Genomic DNA, 16,244 nt, shown 5'->3' on the forward strand with positions numbered 1-16,244 from the left:
AGCGTGGCCGGATGTCCGAACCTCGCCCCTATCTCGCCGAAGGCCCCAGCGTGGGCATACGTCCCCTCACCCTCGCGGACGGTGCCGAGTTCACCGCGCGCGCGAACGAGAGCCAGGAGCTGCACCGTCCCTGGTTGTTCCCGCCGCGCACCGACGACACCTTCCGCGCCTACGCCGGGGCGGTGATCGAGGACCCCGCGAAGGCGGGGTTCGTCGTCTGCGAACGGGACGGCGGCGCCGTCGCCGGATTCATCAACATCAACAACATCGTCCGCGGCGGCTTCCACTGCGGAGCCCTCGGCTACGGCGCGTTCGCGCACGCCGCAGGCCGCGGCCTCATGAGCGAGGGTCTCGGACTCGTCCTCACGTACGCCTTCGACGTGCTCGGCCTGCACCGCCTGGAAGCCAACATCCAGCCCGGCAACGCGGCGTCGATCGCGCTGGTCCGCCGCGCCGGCTTCCGCCTGGAGGGCTTCTCGCCCGACTTCCTCTTCATCGACGGGGCCTGGCGCGACCACGAACGCTGGGCCATCACCGCCGACATGCGGCCAACTCCGCCCCGCCCCACCGCCCGAGGGGACCTGCAGTGTTGAAAGGGCCCGTGCACGTCGCACAGGATGGGCGCCATGCGGAATATCGTACTCGTCGACGCCCCCTCCAACCTGGGCCTGCGCCCGCCCGCCCCCGGCACCGTGCCCGGCTGCCACAAGCTGGCCGGCGCCCTGCGGGAGCGGGGCATCCTGCGGCGCCTCGGCGCCATCGAGGGCGGCGTGGTCGTGCCGCCCCGCTACGACCGCGGTGACTGGCAGGAGGGCGACGGCGTCTTCAACGCGGCCGCCATCGCCTCCTACACCCGCAAGCTCGCCGACCGCATCGAACACCACGTGCGCGCCGAGGACTTCGTCGTCGTCCTCGGCGGCGACTGCTCGATCCAGCTGGGGGCCGCGCTCGCCCTGCGCCGCATCGGCCGGTACGGCATCGCGTCCATCGACGGCTCCGCCGACTTCCGGCACCCGGGCAACTCCGACCGCATCGGCGCCGCGGGCGGCGAGGAGCTCGCGCTCGCCACGGGCCGCGGCCAGGAGGACCTCACCAACCTCGAAGGGCTGCGGCCCTACGTCCGCGACGAGGACGTCTGCATCTTCGGACTGAGGGACGGCGACGAGGACCGCGCGGAGTTCACCACCCTGAAGATCGCCAACGCCACCGTCGGCGAGCTGCGCAAGTGGGGCGAGGAGAACATCGCCCGCGCCGTCGCCCAGACGCTGGAGGAGCCCGAACTCGACGGCTTCTGGGTGCACCTGGACGCCGACGTCCTCGACCCCTCGGTGATGCCCGCCGTCGACAGCCCCGACCCCGGCGGCCTGTTCGCCGAGGAACTCCTCGCCCTGCTGCGGCCGTTCGTCCGCTCTCCGCGCTGCGTCGGCCTCAACGTCACCATCTACGACCCCGACCTCGACCCCGACGGCAAGGCGGGCGACCTGCTCACCGACGTGATCGTGGAGGCCTTTGCACAATCCTGACCTGGGCGGCCCCTGGCCGACACCTCGTCGACCGTGTTCCATGGTGATCGTGAAGACGACCGTGCGACGCGACGTACTGACCCTGCCCGCGGCGGCGCCGGGACCCGAGAACCCGCTGCCGCCGCTGCTGCCCCTGCGGAACGTGCACACCCTCGACGAGCGCGCCAAGGAAGGGCTGCCGCGCGACATGGCGCGGCAGCTCGGCTACGCGCCCCTGAGCTCCCCGCTGCCCACCCGGGTCCGCGACGCGTACGGCCGCGAACGCACCGCCACGGACCTCGACGTGATCGTCGTCGAGAACGACCGGCTGCGCGCCACCGTCCTGCCCGGCTACGGCGGCCGCGTCCACTCCCTCCTGCACAAGCCGACCGGACGCGAACTGCTGTACCGCAACCCGGTGCTGCAGCCCGCCGCCTTCGCGCTCAACGGCGCCTGGACCTCCGGCGGCATCGAGTGGAACATCGGCGCCACCGGCCACACCACCCTGTCCTGCGCCCCTGTGCACGCGGCCCGCGTGCGGGCGCCCGACGGCGGCGAGATGCTCCGCCTGTGGGAGTGGGAGCGGCTGCGCGACCTGCCCTTCCAGGTCGACCTGTGGCTGCCCGAGGACTCCGAATTCCTGCACGTCGGCGTCCGGATCCGCAACCCGCACGAGAAGCCCGTCCCCGTCTACTGGTGGTCGAACATCGCGGTGCCCGAAGAGCGCAGGGTGCTCACCCCCGCCGACGAGGCCTGGCACTTCGCGTACCCGGGCGCGCTGCGCAAGGTGGCGGTCCCCGAGTCCGACGGCGCCGACCGGACGTACCCGCGCAACAGCGAGTATCCCGCCGACTATTTCTACGACCTGCCCGACGGCACACGCCGCTGGCTGGCGGCACTCGACGACGCGGGGCACGGGATCGTCCAGACCTCCACCGACCTGCCGCGCGGCCGCAAGCTCTTCGTCTGGGGAACCGGCACCGGCGGCCGCCGGTGGCAGGAGTGGCTCACCGAACCCGGCACGGGCGGCTACGCGGAGATCCAGTCGGGCCTCGCACGCACCCAGCTGGAGCACGTACGCCTGGACGCCGAGACCGAGTTCAGCTGGCTGGAGTCGTACGGGCCGCTGTCCGCGCCCGCCGGCCGCGTGCACGGGGAGTGGGCGGGCGCACGGGACGAGGTCGCGGCGCGCCTCGCCGACGCCCTGCCGCGCGAGGCCGTCGACGCGGCGTACGAGGCGTGGCTGGCCTCCGCCGACACCGAACCCGGCGAGACGCTCGCCACCGGGTCGGGCTGGGGCGCCCTCGAAGTCCTGCGCGCCGGGTACAAGGTGCCGGGCACGCCCTTCCCCGAGTCGACGCTCGGCCCCGACCAGGCGCCCTGGCTGGAGCTCCTGAACACGGGCGCCGTGCCCGAGCCGCGCAAGGTCGCGCCGCCCGGACCGACGCTCGTCGCGCCGCACTGGCGGGACATGCTGGAGACGGCCCCCGCGCGCCCGCTCGCCGAGTACCACCTGGGTGTCGCCCAGTGGCACGCGGGCGACCGGGCGCAGGCCGTCCGCAGCTGGGAGCGCGGCCTCGAACTCGCGCCGTCCCGCTGGCCGTTGCTGCGCTGCCTCGCCGTCGCCGACCAGGCCGAGGGCAACACGGAACGGGCCGCCGACCGGTACGCGGAGGCCTTCGACGACCTGTGCCAGGAGCGCCGCGACGACGGACCCGTCTGGACCGCCGCCACCGCCGCCCTCGGCCGCGAAGCCGTCACCGGACTGCTCGCCGCGCACCGCACGGAAGCGGCGCGCGCGGTCTGGGACCGTCTGCACGAAGCGACACGCGCCGAGGGCCGCTTCCGCCTCCTCGAAGCCCAACTCCTGTACGCCGAGGGCGACCTGGACGGCGTCCGTGCCGTCTTCGACGCCGGTTTCGAGGCGGCGGACCTCCGCGAGGGCGCGGAGACGCTGGGCGAGCTGTGGACGGCGGCGACGGGCGAGGCGGTACCGGAGCGGTACGACTTCCGAATGCGCCCGACGGAGAGATAGGGGGGCGGGTCCAGACTCTCAGACCAGCTCGCCGTCGCGGGCCACCACGCGGCCGCCGTGCACCACCAGGTCCCGCTGCGGCATGTCCACGATCGCCTGCGGGACGTTCTCGCCGCGCACGAGGATGAAGTCGGCCGGGGCGCCGGGGGTGAAGTCGGCGTGGCGCAGGCCCATGACGTCCGCGCCGCCGTGGGCGCCCACGCGGTAGCAGTCCGTGAGCTCCTCGTCGAGGCGGACGTCGGTGACCCAGCCGAGTATGTGCGTGCGGTGCAGCATGTCCGCGTTGCCGAACGGGCTCCATGAGTCCCGCACGCCGTCGGAGCCGAGCCCGACGTGTACCCCGTGCTCCCGCAGCTTCGCGATCGGCAGGACCAGCGACTCGTTCGGCGCCACGGTCGTCAGGGAGATGTCGAGGTCGCCCAGGTCGGCGGCCATCTTCCCCAGCTCGCCGTCGGACAGGTGCGGCAGGCAGAAGACGTGGCTGACCGTCACCTTGCCGCGCAAGGACAGCGCGCGGGTGCGGTCGATGACGGAGCGCAGCACCTTCGTGCCCTTCTCGTCCCGGTCGTGCAGGTGGATGTCCACACCCACCCCGTGCCGGTCGGCGAGCCCGAAGACCAGGTCGAGCTGTTCGTCCATCGCGTGGTCGAAGCTGATCGGGTCGATGCCGCCGACGAAGTCGACGAGACCGGAGCGCGCGGCCTCCTCCAGGAGCTCCGCGGTGCCGGGCGTGCGGACCACGCCGTGCTGCGGGAACGCCACGATCTGCACGTCGAGGGCGTGCCGCAGCCGGTCACGCGCGTGTGCGACGCCTTCGAGGCCCGCCAGGTCGTAGGCCGGCGCCACGTCGGCGTGGGCCCGCATGGCACGGGTGCCGCGCGTCACGGCGTGCGCCATGAGGCCGTACGCGCGCTCGCCGACCGGGCGCTTCTGGCTCTTGAACAGCTCCACGTCCTGGGCGCAGTAGTCGGCGATGCCGCTCGCCGGCTTCCGTGTCACCCAGGAGCCGCCCCACGTCGTCTTGTCGGGGTGGATGTGCGCGTCCACGAGGGCGGGCAGCGCGAGCCGGCCGCCGCCCTCGACGACCTCGGCGCCCTTGGGCGCGGGCCGGCCGGAGATCCGTCCGTCGACCACGGTGAGGTCGACGGGGGTCCGCGCGCCGAGCGGGCGCACGTCGCGGAAGACGACGGCCTTGCCGCGGCCGTGGCGGCGGTCGGCGGCGGTCGCGGGGCCGGACGACAGGGCGGCGGCGGTGCCGGCCAGGGCGGCGGCGCCAGCGATCACGCCACGGCGGGACAGGGGTGTCATGGGGGCTCCTGGGGAGGGGGACACGGGAGGAGTGGAGGGGACGCGTCCGCCAGTTTGTATACCAAGGGCTTCGCCGTCGGCAAGGGTGACGGGGGAACGTGGGGTAAATGCGCGGTAGATCGTGAAAGTCCAGAGCGGCGCGCTACCTCGCGTATACAACCCCGCTCAAGAGGCGAGGTGATCACAGCCGCTATACGGTGACTCGCATCCGCCGCAACGGGGACAGCGAGGAGACCGCCATGTCATTGCAGGTGAGCGCCGTCATGCTCGGCGTCGAGGACCTGGACCGCGCCAAGAGGTTCTACGTCGACGGGCTCGGCTGCGAGGTCGACCAGGACTATCCCGGCTTCGTCCGGTGCAGCCTGGGGCCGGGGTCGTCGATGCTGGCGCTGTACGAGTGGGAGGCGGCCGCGCAGGACGCGGGCGTCCCGCCCGAGGGGGCCGGGTTCCGCGGGGTCTCGCTCCACTACCTCACGGACTCGCGGAACGACGTGGACGAGACGATCCAGGCGGCGGAGTCCGCGGGCGGCACCGTGGTGAAGGAGGCGGCCGCGACGGAGTGGGGCGGCTACTTCGGGTACTTCAGCGACCCGGACGGCCACCTGTGGAAGGTCGCCACCGCCGTGTGACCGCACACGACGCTCACGCCGGACCGCTCACGCCGAGCAGCTCACGCCGAGCCGCTCTCGTCGAACAGTGCCCGCAGCGCCACCGTCCGGCTGTCCCGTACGTGGAGCAGCGTGCTCGCCGCCGCCGTGTCCTCGTCGCCCGCCGCGATCCGCCCGTAGATCAGCCGGTGCTGGGCCCGCATGTGGTCCGGCTCGGCGCGCATCCCGAACAGGAGCTGCAGCTGCCAGCTCAACTGCTCCATCGTGCGGGCGAGCAGCGGGTTGCCGGAGAGGGCGACGATGCCCTCGTGGAACGCCGTGTGGGCGGCGACCTCGCGCGCCCCGTCGTCCGCGTCCGACGCCCGCTCGGCGTGGTCGAGCGTGGCGCGGAGAGCGGCGAGGCCGGGCGGCTCGTCCGGCGGGCGGTGCGCCACCTGTCGCGCGGCGAGCCGGGACGCCTGGACGGCGAGGGGCTCCCAGACCTCGTACAGATGCCGAACGTCGTCGGGTTCGAGGCGCCGCACCCGCACACCGCTGTGCGGCAGCAGCTCCAGCATTCCCTCGGCGACCAGGGAGCGCAGGGCCTCGCGGACGGGGACGCGGGACATCCGGAGCTCCTCGGCGACCTCGCGCTCGACCAGACGCGCGCCGAGGGCGTAGCGGCGGTCGACGATGCGCTGCCGCACGGCCTCGCGGGCCTGCGCGCTCAGCGACGTCCGTCCGTCGCCGCCCGCCGCCGCGCCACTCGCCGTACTGCCCGCCACGTGCACCGTCCTCCACTCGGTCGGACCGAGGATACGGGTCAGGTCTCGCTGACGCGGCGGTCCACGTACTCGAAGACGGAGCCGTCCGGGTGCATCGCGATGAGGTTGCGGCCCGCCGGGGTCGGGACCGGGCCCGCGATGACACGCGCGCCGGACGCGTTCAGGACCATGTACGCCTCGTCGACGTCCTTGACCGCGATGGTCGCGGAGACCTTGCGGAGCACTTCCAGCTCGTGTTCCGGGCCGCTCATCAGCAGGAAGCAGCCGATCGCCGCGACGGAGACGCCGCCGCGCTCGAAGCGCATCGCCTTGCCGCCCGCGAGCCGTTCGTAGAACGCGACCGAGGACTCCAGGTCCTCGACGCAGATCCGCAGCGTGGTTCCCAGGATCTCCATGGTCGGAACGATTTCATGATTGACCGTCCGCTCGCCACCGCCTCCGGCGACTCCGTTCTTCCGCGAGAACGTCGGAGGGCGGCACCATGCGGTGCCGCCCTCCGTTCGCCGTGCCGGTCCTGATTCAGGACTGGGGACGGCTGCCGTGGTTCGCGCCGTTCTTGCGGCGGGCCTTCTTCTTGCGGCGTCGCTTCGAGGACATGGATACCTCCGTGGTTCCGAATGGTGCTTCCCGGGTGCGAATCCGGACGATCACGCGCCGCCTACCCTAGGGGACAACGGAGCATGGTGTGTCCCGCGTCACCCTGTGGGGTCGGGGCCGCACGCGCGGTGTTCCCGTTAAACCGCCGGTCGGCCGGGTACCCGGGCGCCATGACTGGTCCAGAGAATCCCCTGTCCGGCCTCGACAAGGGCCTGACCGACGAACTGGTGCGCACGATCCGCGCCGAGCTGCGCGAGGAGTTCCGCGAGCAGACCAGGAAGCAGCGGCGCAAGGCCACGCTGTACGCGGCGTCCGGCGCCGCCGCCCTCTACGCGGGCGCCGCGGTCGCCCTGGCCCTCGGCCTCGTCATCGGCCTCGGCCTGCCCGACTGGGCCGCGGCCCTCATCGTGGCCGCGGTGCTCGGCGCGGCGGCGTTCCTGCTGCGCAACGCGGCCCGGTCGGGCCCCGGCCACGACGCCAGGACGACGGCCGCCGGCACCCGCGCGGCCGATGCACTCCCGGAGCAGGGCGGCACCGGCCTCACGGCCCCCGCCACCCCTGCCACTCCCGCCGCCCCTGCCGCCCCCACCGTCCCTCCGGCCGGTCCCGACACCCCCGACGTCCCGCCGATGCCGCCCACCGCGCCCCCGACGGGCCGTGCGGGCGTCCGGCCGTGGGGCCGCACCGCCGAGGGGTCCGGGTCATGATGGCCGTATGACGGCAGACGATGTCGAACGCACGGAGGACGGCCGCTACATCGTCGTCAAAGGGCGACGGTGGCGGGCCACCGATCCCGAACTGGCCGAGGACGTGCGGGAACGGCTCGTCCACCACCTGATGGCGGCCCGCCGGGCGGTCGCCGCCGCACGTCACGACGAGGCGGCGCGCAAGGCGGCCCGGGCCCGCGTGCAGCTGGCGAAGACGGGGCTCGGCGAACGCGGCACGGCCTGGTGGGAACTGCCGCCCGCCGAACGCGAGGAACGCGCGGACGACAGCCTGCGCCGCCTCGAACTCGAAGAGGACTGAGTCCCATCAGGACCGTTCAGTCCAGGCAGAACTCGTTGCCCTCGACGTCCTGCATCGCGATGCAGGACTCGTTCTCCTCGTCCGCGTACAGCGTGTACAAGTGGACCGCGCCGAGCGCGACGAGGCGGGCGCACTCCGCTTCGAGCACGGCCAGGCGCTCCGCGCCCACGAGCCCGGTGCCGGCCCGCACGTCCAGGTGCACCCGGTTCTTGGCGACCTTCCCCTCGGGAACGCGCTGGAAGTACAGGCGCGGGCCGGCCCCCGACGGGTCCTCGCAGACGGCCCACGCGCCGTTCGGGTCGGGCACCCCCGGGACGACGTAGCCCATCACCTCGCACCAGAAGCGGGCCACCCGCTCGGGTTCCGCGCAGTCGAAGGTCACCTGGATCTGCCTGATCGTTGACATCGGCGCAACATAACAGGCACGTACCGGGGTTGATCACACGACCCGGAATTCCTCGACGTCGCCCGTGCGCAGCTCGAGACCGTGGCCCACGCCGCCGTCCGGGCGGAGGACGCCGCCGGTCGGGTCGAGCGCGCCGTCGAAGAACATCGACTCGATGCGCACGTGGTCGTGGAACCACTCGACGTGCCGCAGGTTCGCCACGCACGCGGCGGCCGCGGCGTGCGCGTGCGGCGCGCCGTGCGAGGAGACCTCCAGGCCGTGCGCCTGCGCGAGGGCGGCCGCGCGCAGCCACTCCGTGAGGCCGCCGCAGCGCGTCGCGTCCACCTGGACGCAGTCCACGGAGGGGATCATGCGGGCGAAGTACGGGAGGTCGTAGCCGTACTCTCCCGCCGTCACGTCGCACACCAGCGCGTCCCTGACCAGCGCGAGCCCCCGCAGGTCGTCCGACGACACCGGTTCCTCGAACCAGCCCACGCCGTGCTCGGCAAGGACCCGGCCCACCCGGACAGCCTGCTTGCGCGTGTAGCCGCCGTTCGCGTCGACGTACAGCTCCGCCTGCGGGCCGATGACGTCCCGCGCGGTGCGGACCCGGGACACGTCGCGGGCGGCCGCCCTGCCCCACCCCTCACCGATCTTGATCTTGACGCGAGGGATGCGCTGGCCGTGCACCCAGCCGTTCAGCTGCGCCGCCAGATGCGTGTCGTGGTACGTCGTGAAGCCGCCGCTCCCGTACACGGGGACCTCGTCGCGGGCCGCCCCCAGGAGGCGTACGAGGGGCAGTTCCAGGAGGCGTGCCTTCAGGTCCCACAGGGCGATGTCGAGCGCCGAGAGCGCGCATCCGGCGGCGCCCGCGCGGCCGGTGTTGCGGACGGCCTTCGTCATCGCGTCGTGCGCGGCGGGGATGTCGAGCGCGTCGAGGCCGTGGACGGCGGGGACGAGCACCTCTTCCATCAGGGCGGCCACGGACGCGGGGGCGTAGGTCCAGCCGGTTCCCGTCGCGTCGCCGGCCGTGACCTCGGCGACGACGATGGTCGTGGTGTCCCAGGCGAGGGTGCCGTCGGCCTCCGGGGCGTCCGCGGGCACCGTGTACGCGGAGACGGCGGGTCGTTCAATGGGGACTTCGTGCTTCATCTGACCGTTCCTCAGTCGTACCCGAAGGGCGTCGGCAGGCTCCGACCCGTCTCGCCGGGCAGCCTCGGGCATGAGGATGCACCTCCGGTGGGCGGGCGGAGCGGGGTGGACGGATACGGCTGCGAGTAACCCCGAGGCGCGGTCGCAAACGGCGTTCGGGCCGCCCCCAGGGGGCGTCGCACCCCGAACTCCCCGCGTGCCGCCCGTGTTTGGCGACCACCGCGCAGGGGCACGCGTGGGGTCCCGACCCCGCCGGATTCGACCCCTTTCGACCCGCCGGAGGCGCACCGTGAGCCGAACCCGCATCGTCGTCGTCGGAGCCGGCTTCGCCGGCTACCGCACCGCCCGCACCCTGTCCCGGCTGACCCGCGACACGGCCGACATCACCCTGCTCAACCCGACCGACTACTTCCTCTACCTGCCGCTGCTCCCACACGTCGCCACCGGCGTCCTGGAGCCGCGCCGCGTCACCGTCTCCCTCTCCGGCACCCTGCCGCACGTACGCCTCGCGCTCGGCGAGGCCGACGGCGTCGACCTGGAGCGGCGCACGGTGGCGTACACCGACCCGGAGGGCACGCGCGGCGAGCTGCCGTACGACCGGCTCGTTCTCACCGTCGGCAGCGTCAACAAGCTGCTGCCCGTGCCGGGCGTCGCCGAGCACGCCCACGGCTTCCGCGGCATCCCCGAGGCGCTCTACCTGCGCGACCACATCACCCGCCAGACAGAGCTCGCCGCCACCGCGCCGGACGCGGCGACCTGCCGGGCCCGCTGCACGTTCGTGGTCGTCGGCGCGGGCTACACCGGCACCGAACTCGCCGCGCACGGACGGCTGTTCACCGACGCGCTGGTGCGCGGACAACCGCTCCGCCAGGGCATCCGGCCCCGCTGGCTGCTGCTCGACATCGCGGACCGCGTCCTCCCCGAACTCGACCGGCGCCTGTCGGCCACCGCCGACCGCGTCCTGCGCCGCCGCGGCGTGGACGTCCGCACCCGGACCTCCGTCAAGGAGGCCACCCCCGACGGGGTGCTCCTGGACGACGGGGACGCCGTCGACACCCGCACCCTCGTCTGGTGCGTCGGCGTGCGCCCGGACCCGCTCGTCGCCGGACTCGGACGCCCCCTGGAGCGTGGGCGGCTGTGCGTCGACACACACCTCCAAGTGCCGGGCCACCCCGAGGTGTTCGCGTGCGGCGACGCGGCGGCCGTGCCCGACCTGACCAGGCCCGGCGCGCACACCCCGATGACCGCCCAGCACGCCTGGCGCCAGGGTGCCACGGCCGCACGCAACGTCGCCGCGTCCCTCGGCTCCGGCGCGCGCCGCCCCTACCGCCACCGCGACCTCGGCTTCACCGTCGACCTCGGCGGCGCCCAGGCCGCCGCCAACCCGCTCGGCGTCCCGCTCTCCGGACCACTCGCCGGAGCCGTCACCCGCGGCTACCACCTGGCGGCCATGCCCGGCAACCGCGTACGCGTCGCCGCGGACTGGCTCCTGGATTCCGTACTGCCGCGCCAGGCAGTCCAGCTGGGCCTCGTCCGCTCCTGGTCGGTCCCCCTGGAATCCGCCTCGCCCGAGGTGGCCCGCCTGCCGCGCCCGGACGACGACCGCCCCGCACGAGCCACCGAGCACCCGCCACCCGAGGAGACCCCCGATGCCCAGCAGCAATGAACAACTCGGAGCCATCGCACGGCAGTTGCGCGTCGACTCCGTCCGCGCCGCGGCCGCCGCCGGATCCGGCCACCCCACCTCGTCGATGTCCGCCGCCGACCTCATGGCGGTCCTCATCGGACGCCATCTGCACTACGACTTCGACCGGCCCGACCACCCCGGCAACGACCGGTTCATCCTCTCCAAGGGCCACGCGTCGCCGCTCCTCTACGCCGCGTACAAAGCCGCGGGGGCGGTCACCGACGACGAACTGCTCACCTTCCGCGAGCAGGGCAGCCGCCTCCAAGGACATCCCACACCGCGCGCCCTGCCCTGGGTCGAGGTCGCCACGGGATCGCTCGGACAAGGGCTGCCCGTCGGCGTCGGCATGGCCCTGTCCGGCAAGCGGCTCGACCGGATCCCGTTCCGCGTCTGGGTGCTGTGCGGCGACAGCGAACTCGCCGAGGGCTCCGTGTGGGAGGCCGCCGAGCACGCCGGGTACGAACACCTCGACAACCTCACCGCGATCGTCGACGTCAACCGCCTCGGCCAGCGCGGCCCCACCCGCCACGAGTGGCAGCTCGGCGCCTACGCCGACCGGTTCAGGGCCTTCGGCTGGCACGTCGTCGAGGCCGACGGGCACGACGTCGACGCCGTCGACCGCGCCTGCCACGAAGCGGCCTCCACCGTCGGGCAGCCCACCGTCATCCTCGCCCGCACCGTCAAGGGCAAGGGCGTCGCCTCCGTCGAGAACCGCGAGGGCCTGCACGGCAAGCCGCTGCCGGACGCCGACGCGGCCGTCGAGGAGTTGGGCGGCGTACACGACGTACGCGTGGAGATGCGCAGGCCCGCCGCCGCCCGCACCCTGCACGCCGTGCGCAGCGGCCACCTCGAACTGCCCCGCCACGCCCTCGGTGACGCCGTCGCCACCCGCACCGCGTACGGGCAGGCGCTCGCCGCGCTCGGCACCGCGCGCGGCGACGTGGTGGCCCTGGACGGTGAGGTCGGCGACTCCACGAGGACGGAGTACTTCGCCAAGGAGCACCCCGACCGGTTCTTCGAGTGCTACATCGCCGAACAGCAACTCGTCGCCGCGGCCGTGGGGTTGGCGGCGCGCGGCTGGGTCCCGTACGCGTCGACGTTCGCCGCGTTCCTCACCCGCGCCCACGACTTCGTGCGGATGGCGGCGGTGAGCGGCGCCGACATCAACCTCGTCGGCTCGCACGCCGGCGTCGCGATCGGCGAGGACGGCCCGTCACAGATGGGCCTGGAGGACCTGGCGCTGTTCCGCGCGGTGCACGGCTCCACGGTCCTGTATCCGTGCGACGCCCACCAGACGGGACAGCTCGTCGCGTCCATGGCCGGGCTCGACGGCATCAGCTATCTGCGTACGTCACGCGGGGACACGCCCGTCATCTACGGGCCCGAGGAGACGTTCCCCGTCGGCGGCTCCAAGGTGCTGCGCTCCAGTGACGCCGACCGGCTCACCGTCGTCGCCGCGGGCGTGACCGTGCACGAGGCGCTGGCCGCCGCGGAAGCGCTGGAGCGCGAGGGCATCCCCGTGCGCGTCGTCGACCTGTACTCCGTCAAGCCCGTCGACGCGAGGACGCTGCGCGAGGCGGCCGAACGCACCGGCTGCCTCATGACCGTCGAGGACCACCGGGAACAGGGCGGCCTCGGCGACGCCGTCCTCGACGCGTTCACCGACGGCCGGCCGGTACCGCGCCTCGTGCGCCTCGCGGTGCGGACGATGCCGGGCTCGGCGTCGCCCGAGGAACAGCTGCGCGCCGCAGGCATCGACGCGGAGTCGATCGCGGCGGCGGCCCGCCTCCTGGTCGAGGAGGGCGTCGTCCGGTGACCGCGACGGCGGCCCTCAACGGTGGTGCACCGCCCTGAACCAGGCGTTGGCCGCCGGACGGAACATCAGGACCGTCGCCGTGAGCGCGGCGGCGAGGTGCAGCACACACCCGGCGCCCGCCAGGACCTCGGCGACATCCGGGGGCCATCCGGCCGCGGCGTCGCCCGCCCACGCCGTGAGCGACAGCGCTCCGGTCGCCCCGAGCCCGCAGGCCAGCACCCAACGGGCCCACCGGGCGCCCCTGCGCATCCGCACCGCCACCAGGACGGCGGCCGAGAGCACCGCCATGCGGAGCGGCAGGAACGGCAGGAGCGGCAGCCCGTCGGCGGCCGTCATGAAGACGCCCGCCGCGGCCGCGGTCAGCCAGAGCGCGAACGCCGCCCTGACCGCGCCGGGAGCCGGCGGCGCGTCGGCTCCCGGCAGCATGCGGGCCAGCGCCGGGGCGAGGAGCCGCTGCTCGTGCGAGCGGGGGCGTGGGCGGGGAGGGCGGGGCAGTGCCGTGTCGGGCGCCGTCGGCGCGGGGTTCGTCACGTCGGGGTGGTGCGGCATGGTGCGCCTCTCGGGTGAGCCGGATCCTGTCCTGCGATCCTTCCGCCCCCGCGGCGCCGGGGCACGCCCGTCCGCCCCCGACTTCGGGTGGTGCCAGCCACCCTCCCGACCAGGGTGAACGCCACCGTGTCGGAACCGCCCCGCACGACTGCCGGACCTGACGCTGGGTACCCGCCGGGGCACGTCTCACCCGGCGAACCGAGCCGAAGGGATTCCCATGAACGACGTACGGACGGTACGCGCCGGCCGCCGCACCGTAGAGCTGCACCGGCCGCAGAAGGTCCTCTTCCCGGGCCCCGACGCCAAGGGGAGAGGCGCGAGCAAGGGCAGCGGCTCGGGTCTCACCAAGGAGGACCTCTTCGACTACTACCGGTCCGTCGCGCCCTTCATGCTGCCCCACCTGCGCGACCGTCCGCTCATGCTGGAGCGGCACCCGGACGGCGTCGACGGACCGCGCTTCATGCAGAAGGACACACCGGACCACTACCCGGACTGGATCGCCCGCGCCGAAGTGGCCAAGCAGGACGGCACCGTCACCCACACCGTGTGCGACGACACGGCGACGCTCCTGTTCCTGGCCGACCAGGCCTGCGTCACCCTGCACCGCTGGCTCTCCCGCACCGGCCGGATCGACCACCCGGACCGGCTCGTCTTCGACCTGGACCCCGCCGAGGACGACTTCGGCGCCGTGCGCGACGCGGCCCGCCTCCTCGGCGAGCTCCTCGACCAGATGAACCTGCCGTCCGCCCTCATGACGACGGGCTCCCGCGGCCTGCACGTCATCGTGCCCCTCAACGGAAACCACGACTTCGACGACGCCCGCGCCTTCGCCAAGGACGTCGCCGACACCCTCGCCGAGGCCCACCCCGAGCAACTCACCACGGCCCCGCGCAAGAAGGACCGCGGCGACCGGCTCTACCTCGACGTGCAGCGCAACGGGTACGCGCAGACGGCCGTCGCCCCGTTCTCCGTGCGGGCCGCACCCGGGGCGCCGGTCGCCGTGCCGATCGCCTGGGAGCAGCTCGACGACCCCACGGTGAACGCCCGCAGGTGGACGATCGACACCGCCGTGGAGCAGGCCCGCACCGAGCCCTGGGCCGGTGTCCTGCGCTCGGGGCGGGCCCTCGGACCGGCCCGCCGGAAGCTGCGGGCGCTCCGCGGCTGAGCACGTTTGGCCAAGGCTCAACGGGTAACCCGGTGGAGGAGGTGAACATGGCCAATACACCCCGTAAAACCACAGACACCAAGACAACGGACGAAAAGCCTTCGGGCGGCCAGGAAAAGGCTTCGAGCGGCGAGAAGGAATCGCTGCCGGGCCCCATGGCAGTCCTCCGCAACGCGCGCGAGCAGCTCGCCGAGCTGACCGGCATGACCCCGGAATCGGTGTCGTCCTTCGAACGCACCGAGGACGGCTGGCTGCTGGAGATAGAGGTTCTGGAACTCTCCCGTGTCCCCGACACGATGAGCCTCCTCGCGAGCTACGAGGTGCAGCTCGACCCGCAGGGCGAGCTCACGGGCTACCGGCGGCTGCGCCGCTACGAGCGCGGACGCTCGGAGCCCCGCGGAGCGGGCGGCTAGAGCAGAGGGAACGACCGGACAAGGCACGAACCGAAAGAGCAGGACAAGACCAAGGAGGCACCGTCGGCATGACCGTAGTCCCGGCACAACAGTCCGGCGGCGGAGGCGGCACGAGTGGCCTGTACGACGTCGTGGAGCTCATCCTCGACCGAGGACTCGTCATCGACGCCTTCGTACGCGTGTCGCTCGTCGGCATCGAGATCCTGAAGATCGATGTCCGTGTCGTCGTCGCGAGCGTCGACACCTACCTCCGGTTCGCCGAGGCGTGCAACCGCCTCGACCTGGAGACCGGCCAGAAGAAGGACCCGGGCCTGCCCGGACTCGTGGGCGAGATCACGGAGTCCGGCGCCAAGGGCAAGTCCAAGGGCGCGCTCTCCGGAGCCGCCGAGACCATATCCGACGCTTTCAAGCAGTCCCGTGACGAAGGCGAGCGCAAGAGCGAGGAACGGCCGCGGGCCCGTCGCTCGACCTCCCGCCGGAAGGAGGAGCAGGAGTGACCACGTACGTCTACGGCATCGCGAGCAGCTCCCACCCGGCGCTGCCCGACGGCATGGAGGGCATCGGCCGACCGGCCTGCCCCGTGCGCGTCCTGAAGAACGGCGACCTCGCGGCCATCGTGAGCGACGCCCCCGAGGACCTCAAGCCCAAGCGGCGCGACCTGCTCGCGCACCAGAACGTCCTGTCGGAGGCGGGCGCGGCGGGTTCCGTGCTCCCGATGCGCTTCGGCAGCCTCGCCCCGGACGACGAGACGGTCGTCTCCGTGCTGGGGGAGCGGGCCGGTCACTACGAGGAGCGGCTGCGCACCCTCGACGGCAAGGTCGAGTACAACGTGAAGGCCACCCACCACGAGGAGGCCGTGCTCCACCAGGTCCTCGCCGAGAACCCGGAGCTGCGGGCGATGGTCGAGGCCAACCAGCGTGCGGGCGGCGGCACCCACGAGCAGAAGCTGCAGCTGGGCGAGGCGATCACCAACGGTGTGCGGGCCCGCGAGCAGAGCGACGCCGTCGAGGTGCGGCGCGCGCTGGAACCGACGGCCGAGGCGGTCGGCGACGGCCCCGAGGGCACCGGCTGGCTGGCGAACATCTCGTTCCTCGTGGACCGCAAGACGTCCGAGGGCTTCCTCTCGGCCGTCGAGGAACTCCGGGCCACGCAGCCGCACTTGGACCTGCGGGTGCACGGCCCGCTGCCCCCTTACAGCTTCGTCGACCCGGGGCCTTCCGAGCCTGCGGAGTGATGA

19 protein-coding genes are annotated in these 16,244 nt (G+C 73.2%); 12 read left to right on the forward strand and 7 right to left on the reverse strand.

The window, feature by feature from the left end; translation table 11 throughout:
* Positions 1-11 precede the first annotated feature (11 nt).
* From DEJ49_RS30620 to DEJ49_RS30630, 3 genes are read left to right on the forward strand one after another with little or no spacing between them, the layout of a single operon-like run.
* Entirely contained in the window at positions 12-593 is a 582-nt protein-coding gene (locus DEJ49_RS30620; protein ID WP_150187103.1) for a GNAT family N-acetyltransferase, read from the forward strand.
* Between the two features lie 33 nt (positions 594-626).
* Entirely contained in the window at positions 627-1,523 is an 897-nt protein-coding gene (locus DEJ49_RS30625; RefSeq protein ID WP_150187104.1) for an arginase family protein, read from the forward strand.
* A 40-nt stretch (positions 1,524-1,563) separates the two neighbouring features.
* The gene (locus tag DEJ49_RS30630; RefSeq protein ID WP_190329498.1) at positions 1,564-3,537 is read left to right on the forward strand and encodes a DUF5107 domain-containing protein; all 1,974 of its coding nucleotides are present in this window, start codon (positions 1,564-1,566) and stop codon (positions 3,535-3,537) included.
* A gap of 18 nt (positions 3,538-3,555) precedes the next feature.
* On the opposite strand, the gene DEJ49_RS30635 is transcribed toward DEJ49_RS30630, so the two are convergent.
* Positions 3,556-4,845: an amidohydrolase gene (locus DEJ49_RS30635; RefSeq protein WP_150187106.1), complete on the reverse strand. Its 1,290-nt coding sequence runs from the start codon at positions 4,843-4,845 to the stop codon at positions 3,556-3,558.
* Between the two features lie 239 nt (positions 4,846-5,084).
* Here DEJ49_RS30635 and DEJ49_RS30640 point away from each other — a divergent pair, with 239 nt between their 5' ends.
* Positions 5,085-5,474, forward strand: coding sequence for a VOC family protein (locus DEJ49_RS30640; protein WP_150187107.1), 390 nt, complete (start codon positions 5,085-5,087; stop codon positions 5,472-5,474).
* A gap of 41 nt (positions 5,475-5,515) precedes the next feature.
* Here DEJ49_RS30640 and DEJ49_RS30645 read toward each other — a convergent pair whose 3' ends face one another.
* The 3 genes from DEJ49_RS30645 to DEJ49_RS37030 form a co-directional block, all read right to left on the reverse strand.
* Positions 5,516-6,223, reverse strand: a complete 708-nt coding sequence (locus tag DEJ49_RS30645; protein ID WP_150187108.1) for a GntR family transcriptional regulator — start codon at positions 6,221-6,223, stop codon at positions 5,516-5,518.
* Between the two features lie 32 nt (positions 6,224-6,255).
* Positions 6,256-6,612, reverse strand: coding sequence for a VOC family protein (locus DEJ49_RS30650; RefSeq protein WP_150187109.1), 357 nt, complete (start codon positions 6,610-6,612; stop codon positions 6,256-6,258).
* A gap of 124 nt (positions 6,613-6,736) precedes the next feature.
* Positions 6,737-6,814 carry a 50S ribosomal protein bL37 gene (locus DEJ49_RS37030; protein WP_370443954.1) on the reverse strand — a complete coding sequence of 26 codons (78 nt, stop codon included), beginning with the start codon at positions 6,812-6,814 and terminating at the stop codon, positions 6,737-6,739.
* Between the two features lie 170 nt (positions 6,815-6,984).
* Between DEJ49_RS37030 and DEJ49_RS30655 the strand changes: the two genes are divergently transcribed.
* Positions 6,985-7,521 (forward strand): phage holin family protein, encoded by a 537-nt coding sequence (locus tag DEJ49_RS30655; RefSeq protein ID WP_150187110.1) that lies wholly within the window; start codon positions 6,985-6,987, stop codon positions 7,519-7,521.
* Positions 7,522-7,528: 7 nt separating this feature from the next.
* The gene (locus tag DEJ49_RS30660) at positions 7,529-7,840 is read left to right on the forward strand and encodes a hypothetical protein (protein WP_150187111.1); all 312 of its coding nucleotides are present in this window, start codon (positions 7,529-7,531) and stop codon (positions 7,838-7,840) included.
* A gap of 16 nt (positions 7,841-7,856) precedes the next feature.
* Here the strand turns inward: DEJ49_RS30660 and DEJ49_RS30665 are convergent, their stop codons facing one another.
* Positions 7,857-8,246, reverse strand: coding sequence for a VOC family protein (locus DEJ49_RS30665; RefSeq protein ID WP_150187112.1), 390 nt, complete (start codon positions 8,244-8,246; stop codon positions 7,857-7,859).
* 33 nt (positions 8,247-8,279) lie between these two features.
* A complete protein-coding gene (locus DEJ49_RS30670; RefSeq protein ID WP_150187113.1) occupies positions 8,280-9,377 on the reverse strand; it encodes an enolase C-terminal domain-like protein in 1,098 nt (365 codons plus the stop codon).
* A gap of 289 nt (positions 9,378-9,666) precedes the next feature.
* Between DEJ49_RS30670 and DEJ49_RS30675 the strand changes: the two genes are divergently transcribed.
* The gene (locus DEJ49_RS30675; protein ID WP_150187114.1) at positions 9,667-11,043 is read left to right on the forward strand and encodes an NAD(P)/FAD-dependent oxidoreductase; all 1,377 of its coding nucleotides are present in this window, start codon (positions 9,667-9,669) and stop codon (positions 11,041-11,043) included.
* Positions 11,027-12,880, forward strand: a complete 1,854-nt coding sequence (locus DEJ49_RS30680) for a transketolase (RefSeq protein WP_150187115.1) — start codon at positions 11,027-11,029, stop codon at positions 12,878-12,880. Before DEJ49_RS30675 ends, DEJ49_RS30680 begins: the two co-directional genes overlap by 17 nt.
* 15 nt (positions 12,881-12,895) lie before the next feature.
* On the opposite strand, the gene DEJ49_RS30685 is transcribed toward DEJ49_RS30680, so the two are convergent.
* Entirely contained in the window at positions 12,896-13,429 is a 534-nt protein-coding gene (locus tag DEJ49_RS30685; RefSeq protein ID WP_150187116.1) for a hypothetical protein, read from the reverse strand.
* A gap of 217 nt (positions 13,430-13,646) precedes the next feature.
* On the opposite strand from DEJ49_RS30685, the gene ligD reads away from it, so the two are divergent.
* The 4 genes from ligD to DEJ49_RS30705 all read left to right on the forward strand — a co-directional run bounded on the left by ligD (position 13,647) and on the right by DEJ49_RS30705 (position 16,241).
* Complete coding sequence (ligD, locus tag DEJ49_RS30690) at positions 13,647-14,594, forward strand: non-homologous end-joining DNA ligase (RefSeq protein WP_150187117.1); 948 nt, start codon at positions 13,647-13,649, stop codon at positions 14,592-14,594.
* Between the two features lie 47 nt (positions 14,595-14,641).
* The gene (locus DEJ49_RS30695; RefSeq protein ID WP_150187118.1) at positions 14,642-15,007 is read left to right on the forward strand and encodes a gas vesicle protein; all 366 of its coding nucleotides are present in this window, start codon (positions 14,642-14,644) and stop codon (positions 15,005-15,007) included.
* Positions 15,008-15,075: 68 nt separating this feature from the next.
* The gene (locus tag DEJ49_RS30700) at positions 15,076-15,504 is read left to right on the forward strand and encodes a gas vesicle structural protein GvpA (protein ID WP_150187119.1); all 429 of its coding nucleotides are present in this window, start codon (positions 15,076-15,078) and stop codon (positions 15,502-15,504) included.
* Positions 15,501-16,241, forward strand: a complete 741-nt coding sequence (locus DEJ49_RS30705) for a GvpL/GvpF family gas vesicle protein (protein WP_150187120.1) — start codon at positions 15,501-15,503, stop codon at positions 16,239-16,241. Before DEJ49_RS30700 ends, DEJ49_RS30705 begins: the two co-directional genes overlap by 4 nt.
* Positions 16,242-16,244: the final 3 nt, after the last annotated feature.

Source organism: Streptomyces venezuelae (assembly GCF_008642335.1).
Taxonomy (GTDB): Bacteria; Actinomycetota; Actinomycetes; order Streptomycetales; family Streptomycetaceae; genus Streptomyces; species Streptomyces venezuelae_F.